Annotated in this window: 19 protein-coding genes and 1 tRNA gene; 10 read left to right on the top strand and 10 right to left on the bottom strand. The window is 71.1% G+C overall.

Going from position 1 to position 23,505, the window contains the following annotated elements:
* Positions 1-11: 11 nt before the first annotated feature.
* Both KY661_RS31575 and KY661_RS31570 read right to left on the bottom strand, forming a co-directional pair.
* Positions 12-1,742, bottom strand: a complete 1,731-nt coding sequence (locus KY661_RS31575) for an FYVE zinc finger domain-containing protein (protein ID WP_225413742.1) — start codon at positions 1,740-1,742, stop codon at positions 12-14.
* Positions 1,743-1,933: 191 nt separating this feature from the next.
* Positions 1,934-4,501: a glycoside hydrolase family 31 protein gene (locus KY661_RS31570; RefSeq protein WP_225413741.1), complete on the bottom strand. Its 2,568-nt coding sequence runs from the start codon at positions 4,499-4,501 to the stop codon at positions 1,934-1,936.
* Between the two features lie 1,717 nt (positions 4,502-6,218).
* Here KY661_RS31570 and KY661_RS31565 point away from each other — a divergent pair.
* The gene (locus KY661_RS31565) at positions 6,219-6,617 is read left to right on the top strand and encodes a helix-turn-helix domain-containing protein (protein ID WP_225413740.1); all 399 of its coding nucleotides are present in this window, start codon (positions 6,219-6,221) and stop codon (positions 6,615-6,617) included.
* Positions 6,618-6,630: 13 nt separating this feature from the next.
* Here KY661_RS31565 and KY661_RS31560 read toward each other — a convergent pair whose 3' ends face one another.
* Both KY661_RS31560 and KY661_RS31555 read right to left on the bottom strand, forming a co-directional pair.
* Positions 6,631-7,527 (bottom strand): DUF2381 family protein, encoded by an 897-nt coding sequence (locus KY661_RS31560; protein ID WP_225413739.1) that lies wholly within the window; start codon positions 7,525-7,527, stop codon positions 6,631-6,633.
* A 24-nt stretch (positions 7,528-7,551) separates the two neighbouring features.
* Positions 7,552-9,528, bottom strand: a complete 1,977-nt coding sequence (locus KY661_RS31555; RefSeq protein ID WP_225413738.1) for a serine/threonine protein kinase — start codon at positions 9,526-9,528, stop codon at positions 7,552-7,554.
* Positions 9,529-9,667: 139 nt separating this feature from the next.
* Here KY661_RS31555 and KY661_RS31550 point away from each other — a divergent pair, with 139 nt between their 5' ends.
* Positions 9,668-10,138, top strand: a complete 471-nt coding sequence (locus KY661_RS31550; protein ID WP_093524677.1) for a cupin domain-containing protein — start codon at positions 9,668-9,670, stop codon at positions 10,136-10,138.
* A gap of 4 nt (positions 10,139-10,142) precedes the next feature.
* Here the strand turns inward: KY661_RS31550 and KY661_RS31545 are convergent, their stop codons facing one another.
* From KY661_RS31545 to KY661_RS31535, 3 genes are all read right to left on the bottom strand, one after another.
* Positions 10,143-11,321: a tetratricopeptide repeat protein gene (locus KY661_RS31545; RefSeq protein ID WP_225413737.1), complete on the bottom strand. Its 1,179-nt coding sequence runs from the start codon at positions 11,319-11,321 to the stop codon at positions 10,143-10,145.
* A 46-nt stretch (positions 11,322-11,367) separates the two neighbouring features.
* On the bottom strand, positions 11,368-12,255 hold the full coding sequence (locus KY661_RS31540; protein WP_225413736.1) for a transporter: 888 nt from the start codon (positions 12,253-12,255) through the stop codon (positions 11,368-11,370).
* 224 nt (positions 12,256-12,479) lie between these two features.
* Positions 12,480-12,683 carry a cold-shock protein gene (locus tag KY661_RS31535; RefSeq protein ID WP_075010627.1) on the bottom strand — a complete coding sequence of 68 codons (204 nt, stop codon included), beginning with the start codon at positions 12,681-12,683 and terminating at the stop codon, positions 12,480-12,482.
* Between the two features lie 211 nt (positions 12,684-12,894).
* Here KY661_RS31535 and KY661_RS31530 point away from each other — a divergent pair, with 211 nt between their 5' ends.
* Positions 12,895-13,860, top strand: a complete 966-nt coding sequence (locus KY661_RS31530; RefSeq protein ID WP_225413735.1) for a fatty acid desaturase — start codon at positions 12,895-12,897, stop codon at positions 13,858-13,860.
* Between the two features lie 97 nt (positions 13,861-13,957).
* On the opposite strand, the gene KY661_RS31525 is transcribed toward KY661_RS31530, so the two are convergent.
* Both KY661_RS31525 and KY661_RS31520 read right to left on the bottom strand, forming a co-directional pair.
* Positions 13,958-14,515 carry a hypothetical protein gene (locus KY661_RS31525; protein WP_225413734.1) on the bottom strand — a complete coding sequence of 186 codons (558 nt, stop codon included), beginning with the start codon at positions 14,513-14,515 and terminating at the stop codon, positions 13,958-13,960.
* A 159-nt stretch (positions 14,516-14,674) separates the two neighbouring features.
* Positions 14,675-17,410 carry a serine/threonine-protein kinase gene (locus KY661_RS31520; RefSeq protein WP_225413733.1) on the bottom strand — a complete coding sequence of 912 codons (2,736 nt, stop codon included), beginning with the start codon at positions 17,408-17,410 and terminating at the stop codon, positions 14,675-14,677.
* Positions 17,411-17,531: 121 nt separating this feature from the next.
* Here KY661_RS31520 and KY661_RS31515 point away from each other — a divergent pair, with 121 nt between their 5' ends.
* The 7 genes from KY661_RS31515 (at position 17,532) to KY661_RS31485 (ending at position 22,856) form a co-directional block, all read left to right on the top strand.
* Positions 17,532-18,668 carry a hypothetical protein gene (locus KY661_RS31515; protein ID WP_225413732.1) on the top strand — a complete coding sequence of 379 codons (1,137 nt, stop codon included), beginning with the start codon at positions 17,532-17,534 and terminating at the stop codon, positions 18,666-18,668.
* Positions 18,665-19,768, top strand: a complete 1,104-nt coding sequence (locus KY661_RS31510; RefSeq protein WP_225413731.1) for a metallophosphoesterase family protein — start codon at positions 18,665-18,667, stop codon at positions 19,766-19,768. The genes KY661_RS31515 and KY661_RS31510 overlap by 4 nt, the downstream gene beginning before the upstream one ends.
* A 122-nt stretch (positions 19,769-19,890) precedes the next feature.
* Positions 19,891-20,409, top strand: a complete 519-nt coding sequence (locus KY661_RS31505) for a hypothetical protein (RefSeq protein WP_225413730.1) — start codon at positions 19,891-19,893, stop codon at positions 20,407-20,409.
* A gap of 176 nt (positions 20,410-20,585) precedes the next feature.
* Positions 20,586-20,659: transfer RNA gene (locus KY661_RS31500), tRNA-Gln, on the top strand.
* A gap of 61 nt (positions 20,660-20,720) precedes the next feature.
* Positions 20,721-21,248 (top strand): non-proteolytic archaemetzincin-like protein, encoded by a 528-nt coding sequence (locus KY661_RS31495; protein ID WP_075010633.1) that lies wholly within the window; start codon positions 20,721-20,723, stop codon positions 21,246-21,248.
* Between the two features lie 73 nt (positions 21,249-21,321).
* Positions 21,322-22,284: a TolB family protein gene (locus tag KY661_RS31490; RefSeq protein ID WP_225413729.1), complete on the top strand. Its 963-nt coding sequence runs from the start codon at positions 21,322-21,324 to the stop codon at positions 22,282-22,284.
* Positions 22,285-22,376: 92 nt separating this feature from the next.
* Positions 22,377-22,856, top strand: a complete 480-nt coding sequence (locus KY661_RS31485) for an ankyrin repeat domain-containing protein (RefSeq protein ID WP_225413728.1) — start codon at positions 22,377-22,379, stop codon at positions 22,854-22,856.
* 7 nt (positions 22,857-22,863) lie between these two features.
* Here KY661_RS31485 and KY661_RS31480 read toward each other — a convergent pair whose 3' ends face one another.
* On the bottom strand, positions 22,864-23,388 hold the full coding sequence (locus tag KY661_RS31480; RefSeq protein ID WP_225413727.1) for a dihydrofolate reductase family protein: 525 nt from the start codon (positions 23,386-23,388) through the stop codon (positions 22,864-22,866).
* Positions 23,389-23,505 lie beyond the last annotated feature (117 nt).

Below are 23,505 nucleotides of genomic sequence, written 5' to 3'. Positions count from 1 at the left end.
AGGGGTACGGATCATGCGGTGAGGGTGGTCCGCCCCTGGCAGTTCCTGCAGGTGCGCTCGCGGGAAAGCTTGCCGACGCTGGTCAGCGCCTTGCCACACGGGGGGCAGTAGGTCGACTTGCACGCGGTGCAGTGGTGCCAGTTCCCACTGTAGGCGGTGGACACTGTCCAGGCGTGGCGCAGGCCACAGTCCACGCAGACACAGTCCTTGAGCGAGGAGGTGAACAAGACCGTGAACTTGTTGCCCCCTCCCGCGCCGGGCATCGTCTGGCGGAGGGGCACGTAATCATCACAGGCCTTCTTGAGCGCGGCCGCGTACTTCTTGTTCGGCTCGGCCGTGTCGACCAGGCCGCGGATCGTCTTCACCGAGGCCCACAGGCCCGAGAGGGGGTACTGGCTCGGAGGGGAGAAGAGGGCGGCCACGGCAGCCCGGAGGTCCTTCGACGCCTGGAGGAAGGTGGTGGCGTCCGTGGGCGTGAAGCGGTGCTTGAACAGCTTGGCCCAGACTTCGTTGATTTCATTGATGCGGGTCAGGCAGACCGACCAGTCCAGGGCGCCGGGCTGGCCGGGGGCGATGGCCAGCTCCAGGTGAAAGGCATCCAGCTTCTGGAGCATCGAGTCGGCGCTGGTCGGCCCCGCCCCTCCGGCATGGGTGGGCAGGATGCGGAAGGCCTTCATCGCCCGCATGTGCCCCAACGAGTTGACGAACGTGAGGGTGGTCTGGTTGCCGCCAGGGATGTCGAGGCGGGCCGGACCGGCGGTGCGGAACTTCCAGACGCCCGAGTTGGTGGGCACGGCATCCGCGTGGATGATGTGCCCCCCATTCCCAGCCTTGATGTTCGCGAGGTTGATGGGGACCGTCGCCGACATCACGACGTGGATGTCCACGGTCCCCGGATAGTTCCGGGTCAGGAACCCGATCGCATGGTCGAGGCAGACCTCGACGCCGAAGGTGATGTTGTCCAGCTTGAACACGCCGTTGGCCACGCCCGGCACGTAGGCGAAGTGGTTCGAGCCCCCCAGCACCTCGTGGAAGTCCCCCTGCTTGTTGTACTTGAACTTGCAGTACCCGCCCTGGAACACATACGCGGTGTTGCGGACGAGCCGTTGCTTGGCGCTGGGCGTGTTCTCGAAGGTTTGGACCTGGTGGACCCGGCTCCCATAGGTGTCGGAGTACTTGTTCACGTACCGGGTCATGACGGTGCCCGGGTTCAAGGTGACCGAGAGCGTGGGGGAGACCGTCCCGAGGGAAGCGGTGTTGAACGAGGTGGCAGGAAGGAAGTAGCCACCATCCCAAGCGTCCAGATTGCCCGCGAGCGCGCTGTTCGGGTTGTACGCGACCCCGAACGCACGCTGGTGGCTCGTCTGCAGCGCGGCCGCCGCCTTGTGGTAGCGGCTGATGGCCTTGGGCGTGCCAATCTGGGGACCATGGCTGTGGAGCGCCCGGGTGCCCTGGCGGGTGAAGCTTTTGTGCCAGGCGATTGTCCCGGGAAAGATGATGACCTTCGGGTACTTTTCGCTGACCTGCTGAACGAAGCGGAAGAAGTCGTCCTTCTCGTCCTCGTCGAGCGAGCGGATGTCTCCGCGTCCGTGGTTTTGGGTGGTGGACGTCGGCTCGGCGAAGAAATACTCCGGGAAGAGGGCCACGCCCGTGTCGTTCGAGACGAGCTTCTTGGACAGGGCGTCGACGGCGAGCTCGAGCAGCTCCTTGCGATAGGCGAGCGGAGCCTGCTGCTCACTCATCGTGTTGAATTCCAGGATTCCGATCCAAAGTCCCATCGCGCTGCCTCGTTGTCACGGTAGTCCGGGGACGGACACGAGAAGCGATTGCTTCCACGGGTGTCAAGCCGCGGCGGGCAGAGGCTTCGGAACGCCCGGAGGCAGGAAGCGCGCGGGATTTCGCGCTCCCCCTTCCTCCGCGTCCGTGAGGCTTTCTACGGCGAGCCCTTCGTCAGGCGCAGCTCCGCGCCCTGGGCGCTGGCGGGCATCGTGACGCGCACCGTGCGCGCGGCGGCGTCATGCCGCGCGGTGAGCTTGCCGCCCGAGGCCAGCGTGGCCGTGGCTCCCGGCTGTTCCCAGCCGTAGACCACCACGTCGATGCTCTTCCACCAGGGCTGGTATTTGCCGGTGGGCGCGGCGAGCTTCACGCGCACCGTGTCCCCGCTGGCCTCGCAGGTGAACTCCTGCCGCAGGTAGGCGCCCTTCTTGTAGTCAAAGCTGCGGCCGTCATCGAGGTAGAGGCTGCCCTGGCACTCGGGGCCCGGGTAGACGCGCAGCTCCAGCGCGCCCTGCGGCTTCTCGTTCGTGCTCTGCACGAGCGGCTGCAGGGGCAGGATGCTGCCCGCGCGCACGAACACCGGCAGCAGCTCGAGCGTGGGGGTGATTTTCGGCGCCACGAGCGGCCGCGTGTCCGGATCCGTGGGGTTCTCCTTCTCCTTCACCACCTTCTGGCCCGTCCAGAAGTCGAACCAGTCCACCTGCGGCAGCGTGGGCCGGTAGGCATCCATCGCGTCGGCGTAGGGCGGCGGCACCACCATCAGGCTCCGGCCGAGCAGGAACTGGTTGCCCGCGTACAGGTCCAACGGGTGCTTGTCCGGCGCCGCCTCGGGGAACTCCAGGAACAGGGGCCGCATCATCGGAATGCCCGTGCGCGAGGTCTCCTCCGCCAACGTATAGAGGTAGGGCATCAGCCGGTAGCGCGTCTCGATGGCGCTGCGGCGCACGGCGAGGGGCCCGGGGCCGTGGGCCCACACCTCGTGGGGGGCCATGTGCTTCTCGGAGTGGTTGCGGTGCAGCGGGTTGAAGGCCGCCACCTGCGTCCAGCGCGTGAGCAGCTCCGGCGAGGGCGAGCCCGAGAAGCCGCCGGAGTCCACCCCCGCGAACGAGAAGCCGCTCAGGCCCAGGTTCAGCAGCATGGGCGTGCTCAGGCGCAGGTGGTTCCAGGTGGCGCTGTTGTCGCCCGTCCAGGTGATGGCGTAGCGCTGCCCCCCTGCGTACGTGGCGCGCGTGAGCACGAAGGGGCGCTCGCCGGGCTTGAGCTTCAAGAGGCCGTCATAGGTGGCGCGCGCGTTCTGCGTGCCCAGTACGTTGTGCAGCTCTGCGTGCGTGGCGGAGCGGGAGGCGAAGCCCGGCTCCTCGATGCGGTGCACGGACTCGCGCGGCATCGTCTTCAGGGGCGTCTCGAAGACGGACGGCTCGTTCATGTCGTTCCAGAACCCGTCCACGCCCAGCTTCACGAAGTCCTGGTGGAGCGCGCCCCACCAGGCGCGCGTCGCCGCCCGGGTGAAGTCCGGGAAGGCCGAGGGGCCCGGCCACACCGGGCCGGTGAAGATGCTGCCGTCCGGGTTGTGGATGAAGTGGTTGCCCGCCACGCCCGTGTCGTACGGCGCATAGCCCGCGTTGGGCACCGCCGGCACGTGCAGGTCCGTGACGGTGACGACGTGGAGGTTCTGCTTGTGGAGATCCTTCACCAGGCCCGCGAAGTTGGGGAACTTCTCCTTGTCGATGGTGAAGGGCCGCTTCCGGTCCTGGAAGTCGATGTCCAGGAAGAGCACGTCCGAGGGGATGCGGTCCGAGCGCAGGCGCGAGGCAATCTCCCGCACCTGGGACTCGGGCTCGTAGCTGAAGCGCGACTGCTGGAAGCCCAGCGCCCAGAGCGGGGGCAGCGGCGAGGGGCCGGTGAGGAACGCGTAGCCCTCCAGGACCTTCTTCGGCGAGGGGCCGTGGAGGACGTAGTAGTCCAGCGGGCCGCCGTCGGAGCCGAACGAGTAGGCGTCGTGCCACTGCTTGCCGAAGTTGAAGTTCGAGCGCCAGGTGTTGTCGAGGAGGATTCCGTGGGCGCGGCCGGCGCGCACGGCCATGAAGAACGGGATGCTCTTGTAGAGGGGGTCGGTCGACTCCTGGTGGCGGTAGGCGTCGGTGTTCCACAGGGTGAAGGCCATGTCCCGGCGGTCGAGCGGGCCGGGCTTGTCGCCGAGGCCGAAGTAGTGCTCGTCCAGGGGCATCTCCTTGGTGACCTGGAAGCCGCCGCCCACGAACTGGGTGGGGCGGTGCAGGGCATCGGCGGAGAGCACCTGGCCCTGCCGGTCGAGGATGACGAGCCGCAGCGGGTTCTTCTCCAGCCGGACCTCCAGGGCCGCCGTCCGGAAGCCCGCGGCCTGCGCGGTGTCCGGCAGGGCGGAGACCTTGATGCGGCGCGTGCGGGCCTCGGGGAGCACGGCCCAGGAGGCGTCCTCGGGCAGCGTGGCGCTGGGGCTGATGCGCACGCGCAGCACGTCGTCCCTCAGGGCGCTGATGCGCAGGGTGGCCTCGCCGGCGCGGGCCTCCAGGCCCTCGTCCAGGGCGCGCACGGAGGTGGCCTGGGTGAGGAATTGAGGGGCGGCGGGAGGCGTGGCGCGGGGCGCCTGGGCCTGGGCGGCGGGAGCGGGCTGAGCCTGGGCAGCAGTGAGCGACAGGGACAGCGAGCACGCCGTCCCCAGACGGAGCAGCAAGCGATGGGCCATAAGGGGGGTGGATTTCCTCAGAAGAGGTACGGACAACGGGGCCGGGGATTGTCGGGTGCGTGGATACCCCGGGCAACTGCTTTGACAGCCATTCGCGCTGAGCGCACCGCGTCAGGGATTGGGATTGCGCGGCCCTCGCGCGGCTGGGTTCAAGGGCAAAGCGCCAGGGAAAGCGGAGGCGGTGAACCCTTGCGCCCGGCGTGGGGAGGCGGGGGCCGGGCGCGGTCCGTCCGGAAGGTGGCACGGGGCGAAAAAGCGCCGGCCCCCGCTGGCGCCAATGTAGGACCAGTGCCTACTTATCAAGACCCGGGGGCTAGGACTTCAATCCAGTAGCCGAGGGCAGCATCTGCAGCAGAGCGTGAGGGGCGAGTTGTAACTTTTGCCCTCCGTCGCGGCGAGCACGAGCCCAATCCACCCAGCAAGTGGTTGAAATCACGAGACCCGGCCCTCTGGGGCCTGCTGGCACGCGTGATGCTAAGACTCTTTCCCGAAGCGAACGAGGGGCAGGACGGGGCGGTACGGGGCAGGGCGGGGCGGGTAGGACGGGGCGGTACGGGGCAGGGCGGGTCGGGCGGAGCAGGACGGGCGGGACGGGGCTGGGCGGGTCGGGCGGAGCAGGACGGGCGGGGGGGGGGGGGGGGGGGGGGGTGGGGGGGGGGGGGGGGGGGGGGGGGGGGGGGGGGGGGGGGCGGGGGGGGGGGGGGGGGGGGGGGGGGGGGCCGGGCGGGGTTGGGGGGGGGGGGGCGGAGCAGGACGGGTGGTACGGGGCAGGACGGGTCGGGCGAAGCAGGACGGGTGGTACGGGGCAGGGCGGGTAGGACGGGGCGGTACGGGGCAGGGCGGGTCGGGCGTCGGGCGGTACGGGCAGGACGGGGTAGGGCGGGTCGGGCGGAGCAGGACGGGTAGGACGGGTAGGACGGGGCAGGGCGGGTAGGACGGGGCGGTACGGGGTAGGGCGGGTTGGACGGAGCAGGACGGGTGGTACGGGGCAGGGCGGGTAGGACGGGGCGGTACGGGGTAGGGCGGGTAGGACGGGGCGGTACGGGGTAGGGCGGGGCAGGGCGGGTAGGGCGGGCTGGTTGAGCGGTACGGGGCAGGACGGGCGGTACAGGGCGGGACGGGGTTGGGTTGAGCAGGACAGTCAATACGGGGCGGGACGGGGTCGGTTAATCGCGGGACGGGGTCGGGCGGGGACGGGGCAGGACAGGGTCGAGCGCGGGGCGGGGCAGGACGGGCGGGGCAGGACGGAGGGACGGGACAGGACAGCGGGCGGTACGGGCGAGTCATTTCGTGCGCAGGTGAGACTTAAAGGCTGCAAGGGGTTGGGCGGGTTGGGGTTGGGGCAGCACTCGATTTCGCAATTCAAGACAGATTTCAGGGGGACGGGGCAGAACGGGGGGATGGGGGAAGCGAGCGATGGGGAAACACGTCGGGGAGGAGCTGCTGGGGGCGGCTCCTCCCCGATGTGTTTTTCAGCCCTGCGCTGCGCCCTCGGCAGGCAACGCACGGCCTCGGCGGCGTGCATGGCCACCCCCCTCCTCGCGGCCCGGGGGCGCGCTGGCCACCCCCGCGCCCGGGGCCTTCCGGCAGGCGGACCCGCAGCATCCTGCACCCCTTGGTGAACGCTTGAGGTATGATGGCCCGAAGTAACCCTGAGGGTCACCTCGCCTGGCCGTCTCCGCCCGGCGAACCCCCGATCGATTGGATTGCCGCAGCCATGGAAAAACCTCTCGCGAGCATTCTGGGAACCGCGGCGCGGAACGCCCGGGTCCGTGCGGGATTGACGCAGGAGGACGTGGCCGAGCGCATTGGCATGGCCTCGGAGGTGTACGGGCGCATGGAGCGGGGGCAGATGCTGCCGCGGGTGGAGAACCTGCGAAGGCTGTGCCTGGTGCTCAAGGTGGCGCCGCACGAGTTCCTCGGGCTGGAGGCGCTGGCGGGCACGCCGGCCTCGGGAGGCGGGGAGGAGCTCCGCCCCCGGCCGGACGACACCGCGGACCTGCGGCGGCTGCTGCGCCGGCTCCGCAAGCTCACCACCCATCAGGTGAAGCTGCTGAGCCTCATCGCCGGGGCCATGGCGAACCGCAACCGCCCGGGCAAGGCGCGCGGCAAGTAGGGGCGAGGCCGGCTCACGGGAAGCGCACGTTCTGGATGATCCACGGCGCGGTGTCCTGCGCCACGAGCACGAGCGTGTAGGGCCCCAGGCCGTCCAGGCCACCCGAGGGGGGCACGTGCAGGAGCAGCTCCTGGCCCGGTCCGCGGGGCACGGGGGGCTCCAGCAGCTCCAGCGGCAGGGGGGGCTCGCCGGGGTGGCCCTGCAGCGTGGCCTGGAGGGGCTTCCACGGCGGGGCCCCCGCAGGGGGAAAGACGCTCATCCGCAAGGCGCGCTCCAGGGAGCTCGCGCGGTAGGCCAGGAACTCATCGATGCGGGGGAACCCCGGCCCCGGGTCCGCCCGCACCTCCGAGCGCAAGTCCACCACCCGGAGGCTGTCGGTCATCCAGAAGTGCCCCATGGCGCCGGCCAGGTTCCGCCCCCGGCGCCACCAGGCCTCGTAGACGCCGAGCTGCTCGCGGCACTGCCGCAGCTCGCCGCGGAGCGCCGTGCCGGAGAGCCCCTCCGCGGGCCGGCTCGCCAGGGAGACTTCCACCTGCCGCTCGGCCAGGGACGAGGCGACGAGGACGAAGGCGGCGGAGACGCCCGGCTCGCGGAAGGGCACCTCCAGGCGCAGGCGCATGCCGGGCGCGAGCGTCTCGCCGGGCACCAGCACGAGGAGGCTGCCCATGGCCTCCACCTGCCGGAAGCGGAAGCGGTCCTCCAGGTGGAGCTCGCCGGGGCGCAGGGCGCGGTCGAACAGCAGGGTGGTGGCCTTCCCCGCCTGGATGCACACCTCGGGGGGAGCCACCCCGGGCTCCAGGCGGAGGTGGCGCACGTCGGGCTCGCACCGGGGCGGGGCGGGCCGCGCGGCGGCCGCCATCCCCCAGGCGAGCACCAGTCCCAGGACGGTGGTGCGAAGAACAGGGCACATGGCACGGAGTCTCGGGGAGACGAATCAGGGCAGCTTGCCGGGCGGGGGCATCCGGGAGACGTCCTTGGCGTCCCCGAACATCTTCTCCACCCGGAAGGCCCGGCCCACCATGTCGATTTTCCGGGCCTCCACGGGCTCCTCGTAGAGCCAGCCCTCGGGCGTCCAGTTCGGGTTGTACGGGTCCACGTCCTGGCTGTGGAAGAGCTGGTAGCACACGGGGATGCGCTCCCCATCGGGCAGGCGCGCCTCGGTGAACCGGCCGATGAAGATGCGCTGGGTCCGGTACGCCTGGCCCACCAGCACCGTGTGCATGGGCAGGGCGCCCTCCTTGCCGGGCCAGACCACCAGCGCCTCGAGGGGGCCCTCCGGGGGCGCGGGGGCGATGAAGGGGTGGTGGTAGTCGCCCGTGTCCCCGAGGCGGACGTAGAAGGTGTCGCGCCACTTGTTCAGCCGGTACGGCTCCATGGCCTCGCGCGAGCCCGGAGGGCAGGGCTCCCGGGGCACGGAGAGGCGCAGCGCGCCGCCGGAGCTGGCACAGCCTCCGGCCAGCGCGCAGGCGGCCACGGTGGCACCGACAAGCCGCGGCAGGCGCTTGCTCGCCCCGGGCGCGGGCGAAGCGGGGGACGGATTCGCGGGGCTCTTGTTCGGCATGGCGGGACCTTTCGGGGCGGGGGGAGGCGGGGGCGCGGCGGCGAAGGGCGGAGGCTCCGCCCCCACGGGCGGGAGCACGGGGGGCATGGGCCCCGCATCCCAGGCCTCCGCGGGCGCGAAGGGCACCTCGACGAACGTGGGGCCCGCCGGGGCGGCGGACGGCGGCGCGGGCGCTCCCGAGGGCCGCGCGGCGTGCCAGAGGCCCAGGCCCACACCGCCCACGGCCAGCAGCGCCAGCCCGCCCAGGAGCACGGGGCTGCGCGTCCGCCGCGGCGGGGGCGGCATGGGAGGCGGCGGCGCGGCGGGGGGCTCCTGGGGCTCGGACCAGGGGGGCCGGGAGGTGCGGACCGGGGGCGGGCGGCCCTCGGGCGGATCCGCTCCCACCATGAGGAGGGCCTCCTCCATGCCCTCGGTCGTGGCGGCCTCCGCGCCCACGCCCAGGGGGATGTCGAGCGCCAGGCGCTCATCCTGGAGCAGGGCCTCGAGCTGCTCATGGAGCGCCCAGCCGCTGCTGGGGCGCTCCGCGGGGTCCTTCGCGAGCAGGCGCTGGACGAGCTGCGAGAGGGCGGGGGGGATGAGCGGGTGGAGCACCTCGGGTGGGACCGGCATCTGGTTTTCGATCCGGTGGACGAGCACCTCGCGCGGCAGGTTCGGGGGGAAGGGCGGCACGCCGGTGAGCGCCTCGTAGAGGGTGCCGCCCAGGGCGTAGAGGTCATCGCCGGGGCGGAAGGCGTAGCGGGCCAGGGGGTTGCTGTACTGCTGGCGCAGGAAGCGCAGGGCCTCGGGGGTGCGCAGGTGGGGGGTGCCGGGGGGCAGGGGCCCCTCGGTGAGGGGCACGGAGTCGGCATGGTCCCCGGCGCCGAAGTCCACGAGCAGGGGCGCGCGGTCCGCGGCGCGCACGAGGATGTTGGAGCCCTTCAAGTCCCTATGGAGGATGTCCTGGGCGTGCAGCGCATCCAGGGTGCGCGCCAGGGTGTCGAACAGGACGAGCACCTCGCGCAGGGTGGGGCGGTGGTGGCGCACCCAGCCGGTGAGCGTGGGCCCCTCCACGTAGTCCATGACGACGTAGTGGTAGCCGGTGCGCGGGTGCGGCCAGCGGCCATGGCCCCAGACGCGCACGACGTGGGGGTGGCTGGTGAGCACCAGACAGGCCAGCTCGCGCCGGGCGCGGCCATCGGTGCGGTTGAGGTCCGGGCTGTCCGGGCCATGGACGGCGAACTTGAGGGCGAAGAACTCCCCGCCCGCCTCCACCCGGAACACGGCGCCGAATCCGCCCGAGCCCAGCCGGGACACGATGCGCCAGGGGCCGACCCACATGTCCGGCTGAAGATGGAAGGGGTGGGAACGCACGGACAGGTGACCCAGGAGGACGGCTGAACCCAGTATGACCTGATAGGCAGGGTCGTTCAAGCACAGACGTGACCCACCAGGTCACGTCCGACAGAGGAGGTGCTGGGTTGGATGGGTTCCTGGGGTAGGCTCGGGCCGCATGAGTGACGCGCTGGTGCGGGCACTGGGGCTCCAGCCCCATCCCGAGGGTGGGTATTACCGGGAGATGTACCGGGCCACGGCCCAGGTGGAGACGCCCCGGGGCAGGCGCCCGGCGGGCACGGCCATCTACTACCTGCTGCCGCGCGGGACGTTCTCCGCGTGGCACCGGCTGGCCTCGGACGAGGTGTGGCACTTCTACGAGGGGGAGCCGCTGACGCTCTACCTGCTGGGAGACGGCGGGCTGGAGCAGGTGGTGCTCGGCCGCGAGGTGGCGCGGGGGGAGCGGCCCCAGGTGGTCATCCCGGCCGGGGTGCTCCAGGCGGCGGTGCCCCAGGGGGCCTACACGCTCGTGGGCTGCACGGTGGCGCCCGGCTTCGATTTCGCGGACTGGGAGATGCCCTCCCGGGAGGCGCTCGTGGCGCGCCACCCGGAGCATGCGGAGGTGCTCCGGCGGCTCTCGCGGCCGTGAGCGCTCAGGACACGAGCTTCAGGAGCCGCTCGGCCTGCTCGCGCACGGCGGGGTCGGTGCTCTTGAGCGCCTTGTGCGCATGCCCGGCCGCGGCGGCCTTGTCCGTCTTCACCAGGGCGAGCCCCATGTTGAGGTTCGCGCCCGGCTCCTCGGGGTGCGCGGCGAGCACGCGCGCGAGCAGCTCCTTGGCCTTGGCGGTGGTCTCCGGCCGGGCCAGGTAGTGCACCGCCAGCTCGTTCGAGGGGCCCGGCTCGGTGGGGGCCAGCGCCACGGCCTCCTCCAGGAGCTGGAGCGCCTCGGCCACTTCCTTCTGCTCACCGATGAGCAGCGCCCGCGCCAGGCCCAGCTTGGGCTCCCAGGCCTTGGGCGCCAGCGCCACCGCCTCGCGGAAGGTGCGGCGCGCCTCGCTCAGGTTGCCCGACAGGAGCATCACCAACCCCTGGAGGTAGGGGCCGTTGGGGTTCTTCGGGTCGAGCTGCCGGAAGTCGATGACGGACTTGAGCGCCAGCTTCGGCTTGTTGGCGAAGACGCACAGCTTGATGAAGTCCTCGTGCAGCTCGGGCTTCTGGGGGGCGCGCTGGAGGGCCTTCTGCAGCGCGAGCTGCGCCTTGCCCACCTGCCCCAGCTGCACCAGCACCTTGGAGGCGAGCTGCAGCGGCAGCGACTCGCGGGGCGCCAGCGTGGCCGCGTACTTGAAGCACTTGAGCGCCTGGGGCAGTTGGCCCTGCTTCCACACCGCCACCCCCAGGTACGTGGTGGCGTGCGGGTTCTTGGGAGCCACTTTCAGGGCCTGGACGAACGCCTGCGCGGCCTCGGCTTCCTTGCCGGGCAACAGCAGCAGCGCGTGTCCCAGGTTGTAGAACTCGAGGAAGCCGGCTTCGGGGTTCTTCGCCAGCTCGCGCAGCTCGTCGAGCGCGGCCTCGTCCTTCTGCCCTTCGGCCTTCATCCGGGCCAGGAAGCCCCGCGCCTCGGGGTGGGCGGGCTCCAGCGCCAGCACCTTCTCCAGCAGCGGCCGGGCCTGCTCGGACTCCTGCTGCGCCAGGTGCAGGCGCGCCAGGCCCAGCAGCGCCGCGGTGTCCTGGGGGTTCTTGGCCAGAGCCCCCTGGAATTCACGGGCTGCCGCTGGCAGCAGCCCCATCTTCATCAGCTTGTAGCCCTCTTTCGCGGTGCGCTCGGTCGCCATGTGCACCGCATGCAATCAGAAAGAGGGCCCCGGAAGGAAGCCGGGCTCAGTTGAACGGGTTCAGGTCGATGTCCGGGATGAGGTCATCGATGAACTCGCCCACATCCTCGAGCCGGTCCCCGGCCCACTCGCCCACGTTCTCCAGCTGCTCGCCGGCCCACTCCACGCCCTCTTCGGCCAGGCCGCCCAGCACCTCGCCCGCGAAGCGCACCGTGTTGCCCGCGTTGATGTTGCCCTGCACGTCCACGCCGAAGCCCACGCCCGCCGAGGCCTCCGCGCCCACGTCGAAGGACAGCCCCTCGCTCGTCAGCTCGATGTCCGCGTGCGCATCGCCGCTCACGCCCGCCGTGGCGCTCAGCTCCACGCTGCCGCTGGCCAGCTCCCGGCCCTCGTGCTCCACCTTCACGCCACCGGTGAGCGAGGCGCGCGCGCCCGCGAAGCCCTCGGCGCCCGCGTTGATGGACACCTGGCCGTCGGTGCCGATGTGGATGTCCAGGTTCAGGCTGCCGTCGGCACCCACCACGCCCTCGGCGCTCAGGTCCACGGTGATGTCCAGCTTCTCGCCGGCCACTTCCACTTCGAAGGTCTTCGTCGCGCTGGCGCCGCCCTCGGCCAGGGTGGCGTTCACGTCCACCGACAGGTTCACGTCGATGCCGCCGGTGCCGACGCTGGCCTCCGCGTTGCCCTCCACCGAGAAGCTCGGGCCGGACACGTGGGCCTCGCCCTGGACGCCGCCGGGCAGCGTGCCGGAGGTGCTCGCCTCGAACGCCGAGCCCGACTCGTAGCCGCCGCTCACCTGGCGCTGGGCAATCGGGGCGCTGCCCTCGACGTTGGTTTCCACCCGGTTCTTCGGCTGCGCAGGGGGCTGCGCGGGCTTCTGGGTGTTGGGGGTGGTGGGGGTCGTCGTCGGGCGGTTCGGGTTGATGCCAGCCATGAGGCCTCTGGGGGCAAGGGGCGTACCCACAGGTACACCAGACCTCCCTATTATCCGCGCGGGGCTTTCCGAGTTTCTTCCCCCTGGATCATTTTTTCTCACCTTCTCAGCCGGGTAGGTGCAGGGAGGATGTAGGAATACGATGTAGGAATACAAAGGGCCCGTCCTTCAAGCGAAGGACAGGCCCTGAGCCACAGGCCGCGGAGGGCCTGGGGTGAAGCGGTTCAGATGGGCCGGACGTTCTGCGCCTGCAGGCCCTTGGGGCCGCGGCTCACCTCGAACTCCACCCGCTGCCCCTCGGCGAGGCTGCGGAAGCCATCGGCCTGGATGGCCGTGTGGTGGCAGAACACGTCATCGCCCCCGCCGTCCTGGGTGATGAAGCCGAAGCCCTTCGCATCATTGAACCACTTCACGACACCAGTAGCCATTTCCGCATCCTCGTTCGTCCGTGCGCTGGAATGGCGCCGGAAGACCCTCGCAACCCGATGAGGGTTGGAAATTTCCTGACACCTTTGAGGGGCAAAATCCAGGGGGGTAAGCGGTTTTTGGCCGGGCCCCCGCCAAATCGGATGTTCAGCAGCCAGCAAGGCCTGGGTTGATGGTAGCCAGTGAACATCCAGGTGGGGTACAGCAGGCCCCATGCTCCGATACTCCGCCGATCGCCGGACGCTGCTGTGGTGCGCAGCCATGCCCGTCGTGGCCCTGTCGATGTATGCGAACCCGGCACTGATTCCCTGGATGAGCCCGCTGGCGTGCTACCTGGCGTTGTCCGCGGGAGTGATTGCCCACAACCACAACCACTGCCCCACCTTCAAGAACCGCACGCTCAACAACACGTTCGGCATGTGGCTGTCCATCTTCTACGGCTACCCGACGTTCGCGTGGATTCCCACGCACAACCTGAACCACCACAAGTTCGTGAACAAGGCGGGGGACGCCACCATCACCTGGCGCTACACCAACCGCCACACCCCCTGGGTAGCCTTCTCGTACTTCTTCGTCTCCAGCTACTTCCAGAGCGATCCCATCAAGGCCTTCATCCGCAAGGCGCGCTCCAACAACCCCCCGCTCTTCCGGCAGATCGTCACCCAGTACGCGGTGTGGGCCGGCGTGCACCTGGCCCTGCTGGGGCTGGCCATCGCGCTGCACGGGCCCCTGCTGGGCGCCAAGGTGTGGGGCCTCGCGTTCCTGCTGCCCGCCCTGTTCGCGCTGTGGACCATCATGTTCTTCAATTACATCCAGCACGTGCACACCGACCCGTGGAGCGAGCACAACCACAGCCGCAGCTTCGTGGGCCGGGCCATCAACTACCTGCTCTTCAACAATGCCTTGCACGCCGCGCACCACGAGATGCCGGGGGCGCACTGGAGCACGCTGTGGGAGGCGCACGGGAAGCTTGCCCCGGAGATTGATCCGGCGCTGCGCACGCGCAGCTTCTTCGCCTTCTGCGTGCGCAACTACGTGCTGGCGCCCTTCTTCCCCCGCTTCGGCACGAAGCAGGTGGGGCGCGCGCCCTTCGAGCCGCCCACGGGCGAGAAGGTGGAGGTGACGTTCGGAGACGAGCTGCAGGCGGTGGAGTCAGGCATCAACGCCGCACGCGTGTAGCCCCGCAAAGACCCGTGGGCCCGGCGCCCATCCTCGGCACCGCGCCCACGCGCCTTTCCCGTCCTTGTTGAGCTGGAGCCGGGGCTCCTGAAAGCCCTTACGGCAGGAAGCGAGCGAGGACGGACCACTTGTTGGAGGCGCCCGCGCGCATGTTCAGGATCGCGGTCACGCCGATGACGCCCGCCATGCAGGCCAGGTTCACGATGCCCATCACGTCGATGGCCTTCATGGCCTTGACGGCGTTCTCGGGCGTCTCCTCGGTGGGCGTCAGGCCCGTCTCGGAGGGCACGCGGCCCTCGGGGGCCTGGGCGGCCAGGTACTTGCCGCTGGCGATGTTGGCGGCGCCCAGCGCCACGGTGGCGCCCAGCAGCACGTCCTTGGCGATGACCAGGGCGCGCGTGGTGGTGTCGATCTCCTTGCCCGACAGCTTGTAGCGGCCGAAGAGCCAGGTGAGCGCCGCGGTGCCGATGGAGGCGGCGTTGACGATGTTGAAGCCGTTCCAGGCCAGGTTCGTGACTTGCCCGCGCTCCTCGGTGGAGGAAATCACCTTCACCGCCGGGTTGAGGGCGATCTTCCCGAAGAGCGAGCCGCCGAAGCCCGCCGCGAGGCCGAGGTTGTGCAGCACGAGACCGGTCGACGAGAGAACAGGGACCATTGAGTGACTCCAGGTAAGTTGTGGATGTCCTCAGGGTACGCATCGCGTTCCTGGCGGGGAGCGCTTGCGCGCACTTCTCGTGGATCGCCGCGCGAAGAGAGGCTGCTGTCCGGGGGACACGCCGGGGGCCCGGCTGGCTGCCTGCTGCCCGGTGAGGGCCTAGCGCTGGGTGCGGCGGGAGTTGCGGATGTACTCCTCGCGCTCCCGGCGCGTCATGTTCGTCACGTCCACGAGGTCCACCGCGAGCGCGCCCGCGTTGTCCTCCACGCGGGTGTCGGGGAAGGTGCAGCGCAGCGTCTCGAGGCCGTCGAGCTGGTAGCGCTTGCCCACCTCCAGCACGCGGTAGGTGCGGCGGGACTTCTCCGCGTCCGCGCCGCGCTCCATGCACAGCACGCGGCGCACGCGGCCCTTGGTGCCGGAGCGCAGCTCGGCGAAGTCGTCGCGCACGGTGAACAGGTAGGTGGACTTCGGGTTGAGGCCGCGCAGGGCCATCTGGTGCCCGGGCTTGAGGGGCAGGGCGTGCTTCTGCGCCTCGAAGAGCAGGTAGCGCGGCGGCTTCCACTTGGACTCGAAGAGCTGCACGCGCACGGTGCCGCGGTTGTCCTCCAGGCCCGTCTCGTCCAGGGCGAAGACGTGGATGCGCTTGGCGCCCTTGATGGGGCGGGCGGCGCCCGACAGCAGGCCGAAGCTGTCATCGGCCGGCATGTCCCCCTCCAGGAAGTACGCCAGGGTGTTGGAGGTGGGGCTGCCTTCCGTGTACGCCGCGCCCCCTTCGGTGTGCAGGGAGTAAGTGGTGCCCGGGTTCAGCTCGATGCTGGCCGTCGTGTACTCGGGCACGGGCAGGGCGTTGTACTGGGTGCGCAGCACCAGGAGCCGCGTGGGGTAGAGGACCTCCTGGAACTCCCGCTCCGGGTCGCTCCCCGGCTGCGCGGGCGGCTCCTCCGGGGGCGGCGCCTGCGGGGGCGGCGCTTCCACCACGGCGGCCGCGCCCGCATCGGCGGGGCTGGCCTTCCCGGGCTCGGGCGGGGTCCCCTCGGCGGGCGCGGGGGCGGGCTCCCCGGCGCTGGGGTCCTTCTGGAGCTCCGCGTGGAGGGGCGGATCATCCCGCCCATCGGGCGTGAAGCGCTTCGTCCAGGGCAGGCGCCCGGGCAGGGTGAGCACCACGGTGTTCGCCTCGTCGATGACGAAGCCGTTGACGAACAGCGGCGTCTTGCCCTTCACCATGCGGCCGTTGAGCGCCACCTCGGCCCCGGGGGGCGTGGAGGTGACCCAGACGGTGGCCGTGGGGGGCTGGCCGGCGTTGGGGTCCCTCGTGAGGAACGAGCTGAGGCCGTAGAGGACGCCGATGACGAGGGCCAGGGCGAGCATGCCCAGGCTGATCTTCCGCACCAGAGTCTGCCGCTGCTCTGCCCGCTCCTGCTCCTCATGGGCCTTGAGCGCGCGCGCCACCTCCAGGGTGGTGTCGGCGCCGCGGGTGGGGGGGATGACCGTCTTGCTGGGGGAGGCCTGGGCCGGCTGGGTGCCCCCGTCCAGCGGGGCCATGAGCGAGGGGTGCGCGGGCGTCACCTCGTCTTCATCGCTGGCGTCGGGCAGGGAGGGGCCGGGCCGGTCGGAGCCGAGCGCGCGGCGGACGCCCGAGGTGGGCACGTTCAGGCCGGTGGACCGCCGCGGGTCGCTCTTGCGTGAGCCGTTGCTCGCGGGCCGGGGGCCGCTGTCATTCGGGGAGCGCGCGCCGGAGCTCACCTGCCGCGCGCCGGAGCCCGCCGCGCGGGTGGTGCCCGGGTTGGAGCGGCTGCGCGGGGCGCTGCCCACCGAGGGCGTCTTCGCGCGCGTGAGCGCCGGGTCCACCCCCATCTTCTGCCAGGAGGCGAGCTGCTCGCGGAAGGCGGCGGGCACCTCCACCTTGCGCCCATCGGCGGAGAGCTCCTCGCTGAACAAGTGCGCCACGAACTGGGAGAGCAGCGTGGGGGTGAAGCGCGGGTTCTCGCGGTAGAGCAGCTCCACCAGTGCGTCGCTGAGCGCCTTGGCGGTGGGGTAGCGCTCGTCCCGGTCCAGCGCCAGGGCCCCGGTGATGATGTCCTCCAGCTCCGGGGAGATGGCCGGGTTCAGCTCGGAGGGCGGGGTGTAGTCGCCGCGGAGGATGCGGGGCAGCACGGTGACGAACTCGCCCTCGTAGGGGCGCCGGCCGCACACCGCCTCGTAGAGCACCACGCCCGCGGCGTACACGTCCGTGCGCAAGTCCAGGTCCTGCCGCCCCTGCGCCTGCTCCGGGGAGAAGTAGGGGTACTTGCCCTTCACCACGCCCGGCGACGTCTTGGACTCGACGATGCTCGTGGCCTTGGCGATGCCGAAGTCGATGACTTTGACTTCGCCCTCGTACGAGAGGAGCACGTTGTCCGGGGACACGTCCCGGTGCACCAGCCCCAGGGGCTCTCCGTCCTCGCCTACGTGGCGGTGCGCGTAGTCCAGCCCGTCGCACAGCTTGCTGACCACGTGCAGGGCGAGCGGAATGGGCAGGAAGCCCAGGCCGGACTTGGCCGTGCGGCGCAGCACCTTGGAGAGGGGCTGGCCGTACACGAACTCCAGGGCGATGAAGTACTGGCCGTCCACCTCGCCGAAGTCGAAGACCTGGGCGATGTTGCCGTGGCTCAGCCCCATGGCCACCCGCGCCTCGCTGATGAACATCTCGACGAAGTCCGCATCGTCGGCGAAGTGGGGGAGGATCTGCTTGATGACGCAGGGCTTCGTTACCCCCGCGGCGCCCGTCATGCGCGCACGGTAGGTGACCGCCATGCCGCCCGCCGCGAGCTTGGACAGCAGGACGTATTTGCCGAATTCCAGGGGGCCGTGGTCCGCCAAGATGCAGTGGGGGCAGGGGTGAGCTGGGCGGAGCATACCCCGGGTCCGTGCGAAAAACCGAAAGTTCCCGGCCCCCCCGGGTGCGCCCCGGTGGACGTGGGGGGACAAAGCGCATAGGCACCTCTCCGCCCCCGCGAGGGAGGGCCGAGGTGAACGGATGACGCAACCGCTGTCCCGCTGGACCCGCACCCTGCGCGTGGCGCTGGCGCTGCTGGCCTGGCCGCTGGGGGCCAGGGCCGGGGAGGAGGGGCCCCCCGCGCCCCCCGAGGCTCCGCTCGCCACCGGGGTAACGGAGGCCCCGCGGCCCCCGTTCCAGGCGCTGCCGGCGGCGCTCTCGGTGGTGCCGGGGCTCGTGTTTCATGGGCTGGGGACGTGGGTGGCCGGGGACACGGGGAGCTCGAAGCGGCTGTTCGCCCTGGAGGGCGCGGGGCTGGGGCTCCTGGCGGTGGGGGGCGTGCCCATCGCGCTCACGGGGGCCTCGCGGCGCACCATCGGCCCGCTGTACGCGGTGGCCCTGACGGGGGCGAGCCTCGTGTCCATTTCCGCCGCGGCGAACCTGTACGCGGCGGTGTCTCCGGCGTTCCCGCCGGGGGCGCCCGCGCGGGCCCTGCCCCCGGTGGAGGTGGAGCTGGGCTACCAGCACGTGTACGACCCGGCCTTCGATTACCGGCACTTCCTGTCGCTGGGGGCCACGGCGCGGCGGGACGCGGTGCGGCTGGAGGGCGCGCTGCACGTGGCGCCGGGCGAGGGCAACACCCGGGTGCGGCTGGGCGGCGCGTACCGGCTGCTGGGGGCGCCCGAGGGGGCGCGGGCGGGCGCGGAGGGCACGGCGCTGGATGTGGAGGGCGGGGTGGTGTTCCACCGCTTTGGCCCGGAGGGCTTCGCGATGGGCGGGGCGGAGGCGGGCCTGCGCGGGCGGTATGACATGGCGCGGCTGAGCCCTCGGCTGGAGGGCTCGTTCGCGGAGGTGGGGGCGGGCTTCGCCTACCAGGGCTACAGCTACTTCGGCCCGGTGTCCGAGGACGCGCTGCACGAGCAGCTCCTCTTCTCGTTCGGCTATGGCGTGTACCTGGGGCGGGGCGGACCGGTGCGGGGCGAGGCCCTCCTTTATTACAACCACCGCAAGGACGACTTCGCCGGGGGCGTGAAGGCGGCGGTGGGGGTGCTGGGCCTCTTCGGCCTGCGGGGCCGGCTGTTCTGGAGCGAGCGGTGGGGCGTGTCCGCGGAGATGCAGGCGGGCTCGGCCTACGTGGCGCGAGTGGCGGCGGTGTACGCGCTGGGAGGTGAGCGGTGAGACGCTTGGGGTGGGCCGTGCTGGGGTGTCTGCTGGCCGGGTGCGTGCGGCCCGCGGAGGGGCGCGCGCAGAAGGATCTGGAGATCGGCCGCGCCGAGGCGGGCGGGCTGTCCGTGCGGGTGGAGGAGGGGCTCGCGGCGGTGCGGGGCCTGGAGTCCGGGGCGCTGACGCTGTGGGGCAACGCGCCCGTGCTCCACGTGCGCGCGGTGGCGGCGGCCGATGCGCCCGAGGGGTGGACGGTGGTGGTGCGCAACGCCCTGCCGGACGCGGCGCTGACGGCGGAGGTGGAGGGCACGGGCGAGCGGCTGCCGGTGGAGGGCGGGCCCACGCCGGTGCCCACGGTGAAGACGTGGCGGGTGCGGCTGCGGCCCGGCGTGGCGGCGCGGCTCACGGTGGCGCCGCCGGGGTGGAACGAGGCGCGGCCCTTCCGGTTCGCGGCGCTGGCGGACGTGCAGGAGGCGCTGCCCAAGGTGGGGGACATCTACGCGCGCATGAACGAGGACCCTTCGCTGCGCTTCATCTTCTTCTCGGGGGATTTGACGGAGCGGGGCACCCGGGAGCAGCTGGAGGAGTTCCAGGAGCGGCTCACCGAGTCCCGCATTCCGCTGTTCGCCACGCTGGGCAACCACGAGACCTACAGCACGGGGGACGTGGCGTACCAGGCGCTGGTGGGGCGGGCCAGCCACCACTTCGGCTTCCAGGGGGTGCACTTCACCATGGTGGACTCGGCGGACGGCACGGTGGATCCGCTCGTGGAGGAGCAGCTCGACTCGTGGCTGGAGGCGGCGCGCGGCGCGGTGCACGTGGTGGGCATGCACATCGCGCCGCTGGAGCCCATCGGGGTGCGCAACGGCTCCTTCAGCAGCCGCAACGAAGCGGCCAGTCTGGTGGGCAAGCTGGCGCGGGCGGGGGTGGACCTGACGCTCTATGGCCACGTGCACTCGTATTACGCTTTCTCGAACGCGGGCATCCCGGCCTTCATCTCGGGCGGTGGCGGCGCCATCCCCGAGCGCTTCGACGGGGTGGGGCGGCACTACCTGGCGGTGGAGGTGGATCCGGCGGCGGGGGTGAAGGACGTGGTGCTGGTGCGGGTGGACTGAAGGCGCCGCTGGCGGGCGCGGGAATGGATCCAGCCGGGGCCGATTTCTCGGCCCCAAATTCGGGGCCCTTGAAAAGGCGCTGAACATCTGTGCAGATGGTGGGCCTACCTCGGAGGTCCACCATGTTCGATCCGTCCGGAAATGATCCCATTTCTCCCTCGATGCAGGACTTGTTGAAGCTGTTCGGCCAGGAGCTGGCCGCGGTGAAGTTCCCCGATGTGGACCGCGGGGTGCTGGAAGAGGCGGCAGCGCGGGTGAAGCAGAAGGCGGACGAGGTGGCCAAGGCGCAGGCGGCGCTCGAGGCGGCGCGCCAGTCGCTGTACGAGGGCCAGGAGGCGCTCCTGCAGAAGGGGCAGCGGGCGCTGGCCTACGCGCGCATCTTCGCCGAGGAGGACGCGGAGCTGAGCGCGAAGCTGGACACCATCAGCCTGCCCCGGCCGGTGCGCAAGGCGTCCCGGGTGGAGGGCACGCTGGTGCAGGACACGCAGGCCGCCGCGCCCGGAGAGGATGCCGCGCCGCGCCGCCGGGGCCGTCCGCCGAAGGCCCGCGCCAGCGCGCAACTGTTCGCCGATGGCGCCTCGCCCGAGGCCATCGCCGCGGCGGAGGCCGAGCCGGTCAACGGCGCGCTGCACACCGCCTGAGCAGGGCACGGCTCCCCTGCTTTTCCCCCCGGCGCGCGGGCAGATGTTCCGCACTGAACGCCTCCGGGGGGCGGCGGCCCCACCGGAGGGCTGGAAACCTGCGGGGATCCATGCGAGAGAAGTTTCCGCCAGGACCGGGATGGCCTACACTCCGGTCTCGGACAGCGCGAGATTACTGGGGCGTCGTCTAATGGCAGGACGTCAGACTTTGAATCTGATTATCAAGGTTCGAATCCTTGCGCCCCAGCCACCTTTCTCCCGGGCGGAGTGCCTCCGGTAGCCTGGGAGCTGCGCAAAGGACGGTGGCGTTGATGACACGGAAGGTGCTCCTCCTGGTCACCGTGGGTCAGCCTGCCACTTCCCTGCTCAAGGACTTCGAAGAGCCGCTGTCCACGCACCTGGGCGTGCAGGCGGTGGCGGGCAAGACGGCCCTGTCCCGGCCGGACTATGCCTTCAACAAGAGCCGGTCCCAGTACCACTGCAATGCCATCCTGCGCCGGCTGGTGACGCTCCAGGAGCCCTCGCACGCGATGGTGCTGGGCATCACCGACGTGGACCTCTTCGTGCCGGACACGGCCTTCGTCTTCGGCGAGGCGGACCGCGAGTCCCGGAGCGCCGTGGTGAGCGATGCCCGGCTGCGCGCGGGCGCGGGCCCCGAGCTGGTGCGCCGCCGCGCGCAGGTGGAGGCGCTCCACCAGGTGGGGCACCTCCTGGGGCTGTCCTTCTGCGAGGACACGCGCTGCCTCATGTCGCTGGCGCAGACGCCGCAGGACGTCGACCGCAAGCAGCTGGCGCTCTGCAACCCGTGCCGCAACGAGCTGAACAAGCTTCAGCGCTAAGCCCCGCCGGAGGTTTGACGGCGCGCCCGGTGCCCTCCAGAGTGGCGCGCGGATCAGCAAAGGCGGGGAGCCCATGAAGCAACTTGGATGGAAGGCCGGCGCGCTGGTGCTCGCGCTGGCACTGACGGCGTGCGAGGACCTCCAGTTCGGTGACGGTGGTGGCGGTGGTGGCGGCGGCAGCGTGCTGTTCAGCCGCGGCTTCGTCTTCGTGCGCGAGGACCGCAACCTCTACGTGGTGGACGACCGGGGCGATGCGAATGACCCCCAGCGGCTCACCACGGGGGGCGGCGTCTCCCACCCCTCGGTGGACCGCTCCGGCCGCCTCGCCGTCTTCGTGCAGCAGACCTCGGACTTCACCTCCGAGATTCGCACGGTGCCCACGGCGGGCACGGGCGCGCCCTCCACGGTCATCGCCTCGGGGGACACGGCGTGCCGCGCCTGCACCCAGTTCCGCTACCCCACGTTCAGCCCGGACGGCCGGGTCATCGTGTTCTCGTTCAATGATGGCACGGGCGCGCTGTCGCTCGGCCGGGTGAACGTGGACGGCAGTGGCTTCCAGGAACTCACCCCCGACACCTCCGTGTCCTTCGGGGCGCCGTCCTTCTACCCGGACGGGCTGAGCGTGCTGGTGCCCGCGGGCCTCAACAGCGGCTACCTCAACCAGCTCAAGCGCGTCACCCTGGCCAACGGCGTGATTGCCAACATCGCCGACAACCTCAACAGCGAGGTGGTGAACCGCGCGGTGGTGTCGCCGGATGGCTCCCAGGTGGTGTTCGATGGCGGCCCCGTCTCGGGCTCCCGCATCTACGTGGCCTCGCTGCGCCCCTCGTTCGGGACGCCCACCCGCCTGACGGACCACCCGGGCGAGCCCCGCGCGCAGGACACCTACCCGAGCTGGATGAGCGCCAACCAGGTGGGCTTCCTCTCCAACGCGGGCAACACCCAGAGCATCTACCGCATCACCGTGGGGGCCGTGACCGGCGCGGGCACGTTCCTCATCCCCACGGCCGCCGAGCCCTCGTACGGAGGCCTCTGACGGCCGGCCGGTGGGCCGCCAGCCCGGTCCGCGGGGTGCTGGCGCCCGGGGGCCCGGAGCGGCGATGCTGCCTTCTTCAGTAAGGAGAGCGGATGTCCCTGTTCAATGCCGTGAGCGCGGGTGAGCTGGCCCGCGTACAAGCGTTGCTGGCCGAGGGCGAGGACCCCAACCTCCCGGGAGAGCGGGGCCGCACCCCGCTCATGGTGGCGGGAGAAGCCGGGCATGTGGCGGTGGTCCGGGCGCTGCTGGCCGCGGGCGCCGAGCCCTTCCTCACGGATGAGCTGGGCGAGACGGCGCTGCTCATCGCCGCGGCCCACGGCCAGGCCGAAGTGTGTGAGCTGCTGCTGCCCCACGCGAGCGAGGATGACAGCGATCTGGCGCGGCGCCTGCTGAGGGATTGCGGCCGGCCCCCCGGGGAGCTGCCCCCGGCGCCTCCGGACGAGGGCCCCGGGCCCAGCGACTCGCGCCGCAAGCTCGCCTCGGTGGGCGCCTACGTGGCGAACAAGCTGGGCGATGACGGGCCCACGAAGCGGCTGGCGCGCCTGTTCCGCTCGGAGAAGGGGCGCAAGTAGCCCCGCGTCAGCGCAGCACCTGGTAGTGCAGCAGCACCACGCCCCCGCGGTACACCTTGGTGGACAGCAGCTCCAGCCGCGAGGGCGCCTTCAGCACGGAGACGAGCGGGGTGCCCTCGCCCAGCAGGACGGGGTTCAGCTTGAGGAGCACCTCGTCGACGAGCCCCTCGGCGAACAGCCCCGAGGCGAGCTCCCCGCCGCCGCACAGCCAGAGATCCCTTCCCTCCTGCGCCTTCAGCGTCCGGACCGTGGCGGCGGGCTCGCTCGCGACGAGCTTCACCCGGGGGTGGGGGCTCTCCTTCAGCGTGCGTGAGAAGACGTAGCTGTCCAGGTGGGGATAGGGATCTCCCACCCCCAGCTTCAGGCCCACCTCGTAGGTTTTTCGCCCCATCAGCACGGCGCCGTAGCCCTGCATCGCCTCGATGAACTCGGGGATGTGGCCGCCCTCGGTGGGGAAGAAGTCGAAGGACCCATCCCGCCGGGAGATGAGCCCATCGGCGGTGGTGGCCACATGGTACTTGAGCTTGCGCATCGGCTTCTCCAGGCACGGCGGGTGAGCGCCGCACACTGGCAGGGAGGGCGCCCTCCTGTCCCCGGAAACACGAAGGGCCCGGCGCTCCCTTCGAGCGGCCGGGCCCCTGGAGTTTCT

It is taken from the genome of Allostigmatella hybrida (assembly GCF_020103775.1).
In the GTDB taxonomy this organism is placed as follows: domain Bacteria; phylum Myxococcota; class Myxococcia; order Myxococcales; family Myxococcaceae; genus Hyalangium; species Hyalangium aurantiaca.
Note: the sequence above shows the minus strand (reverse complement) of the source record. Positions and strands in the feature narration are given on the sequence as shown.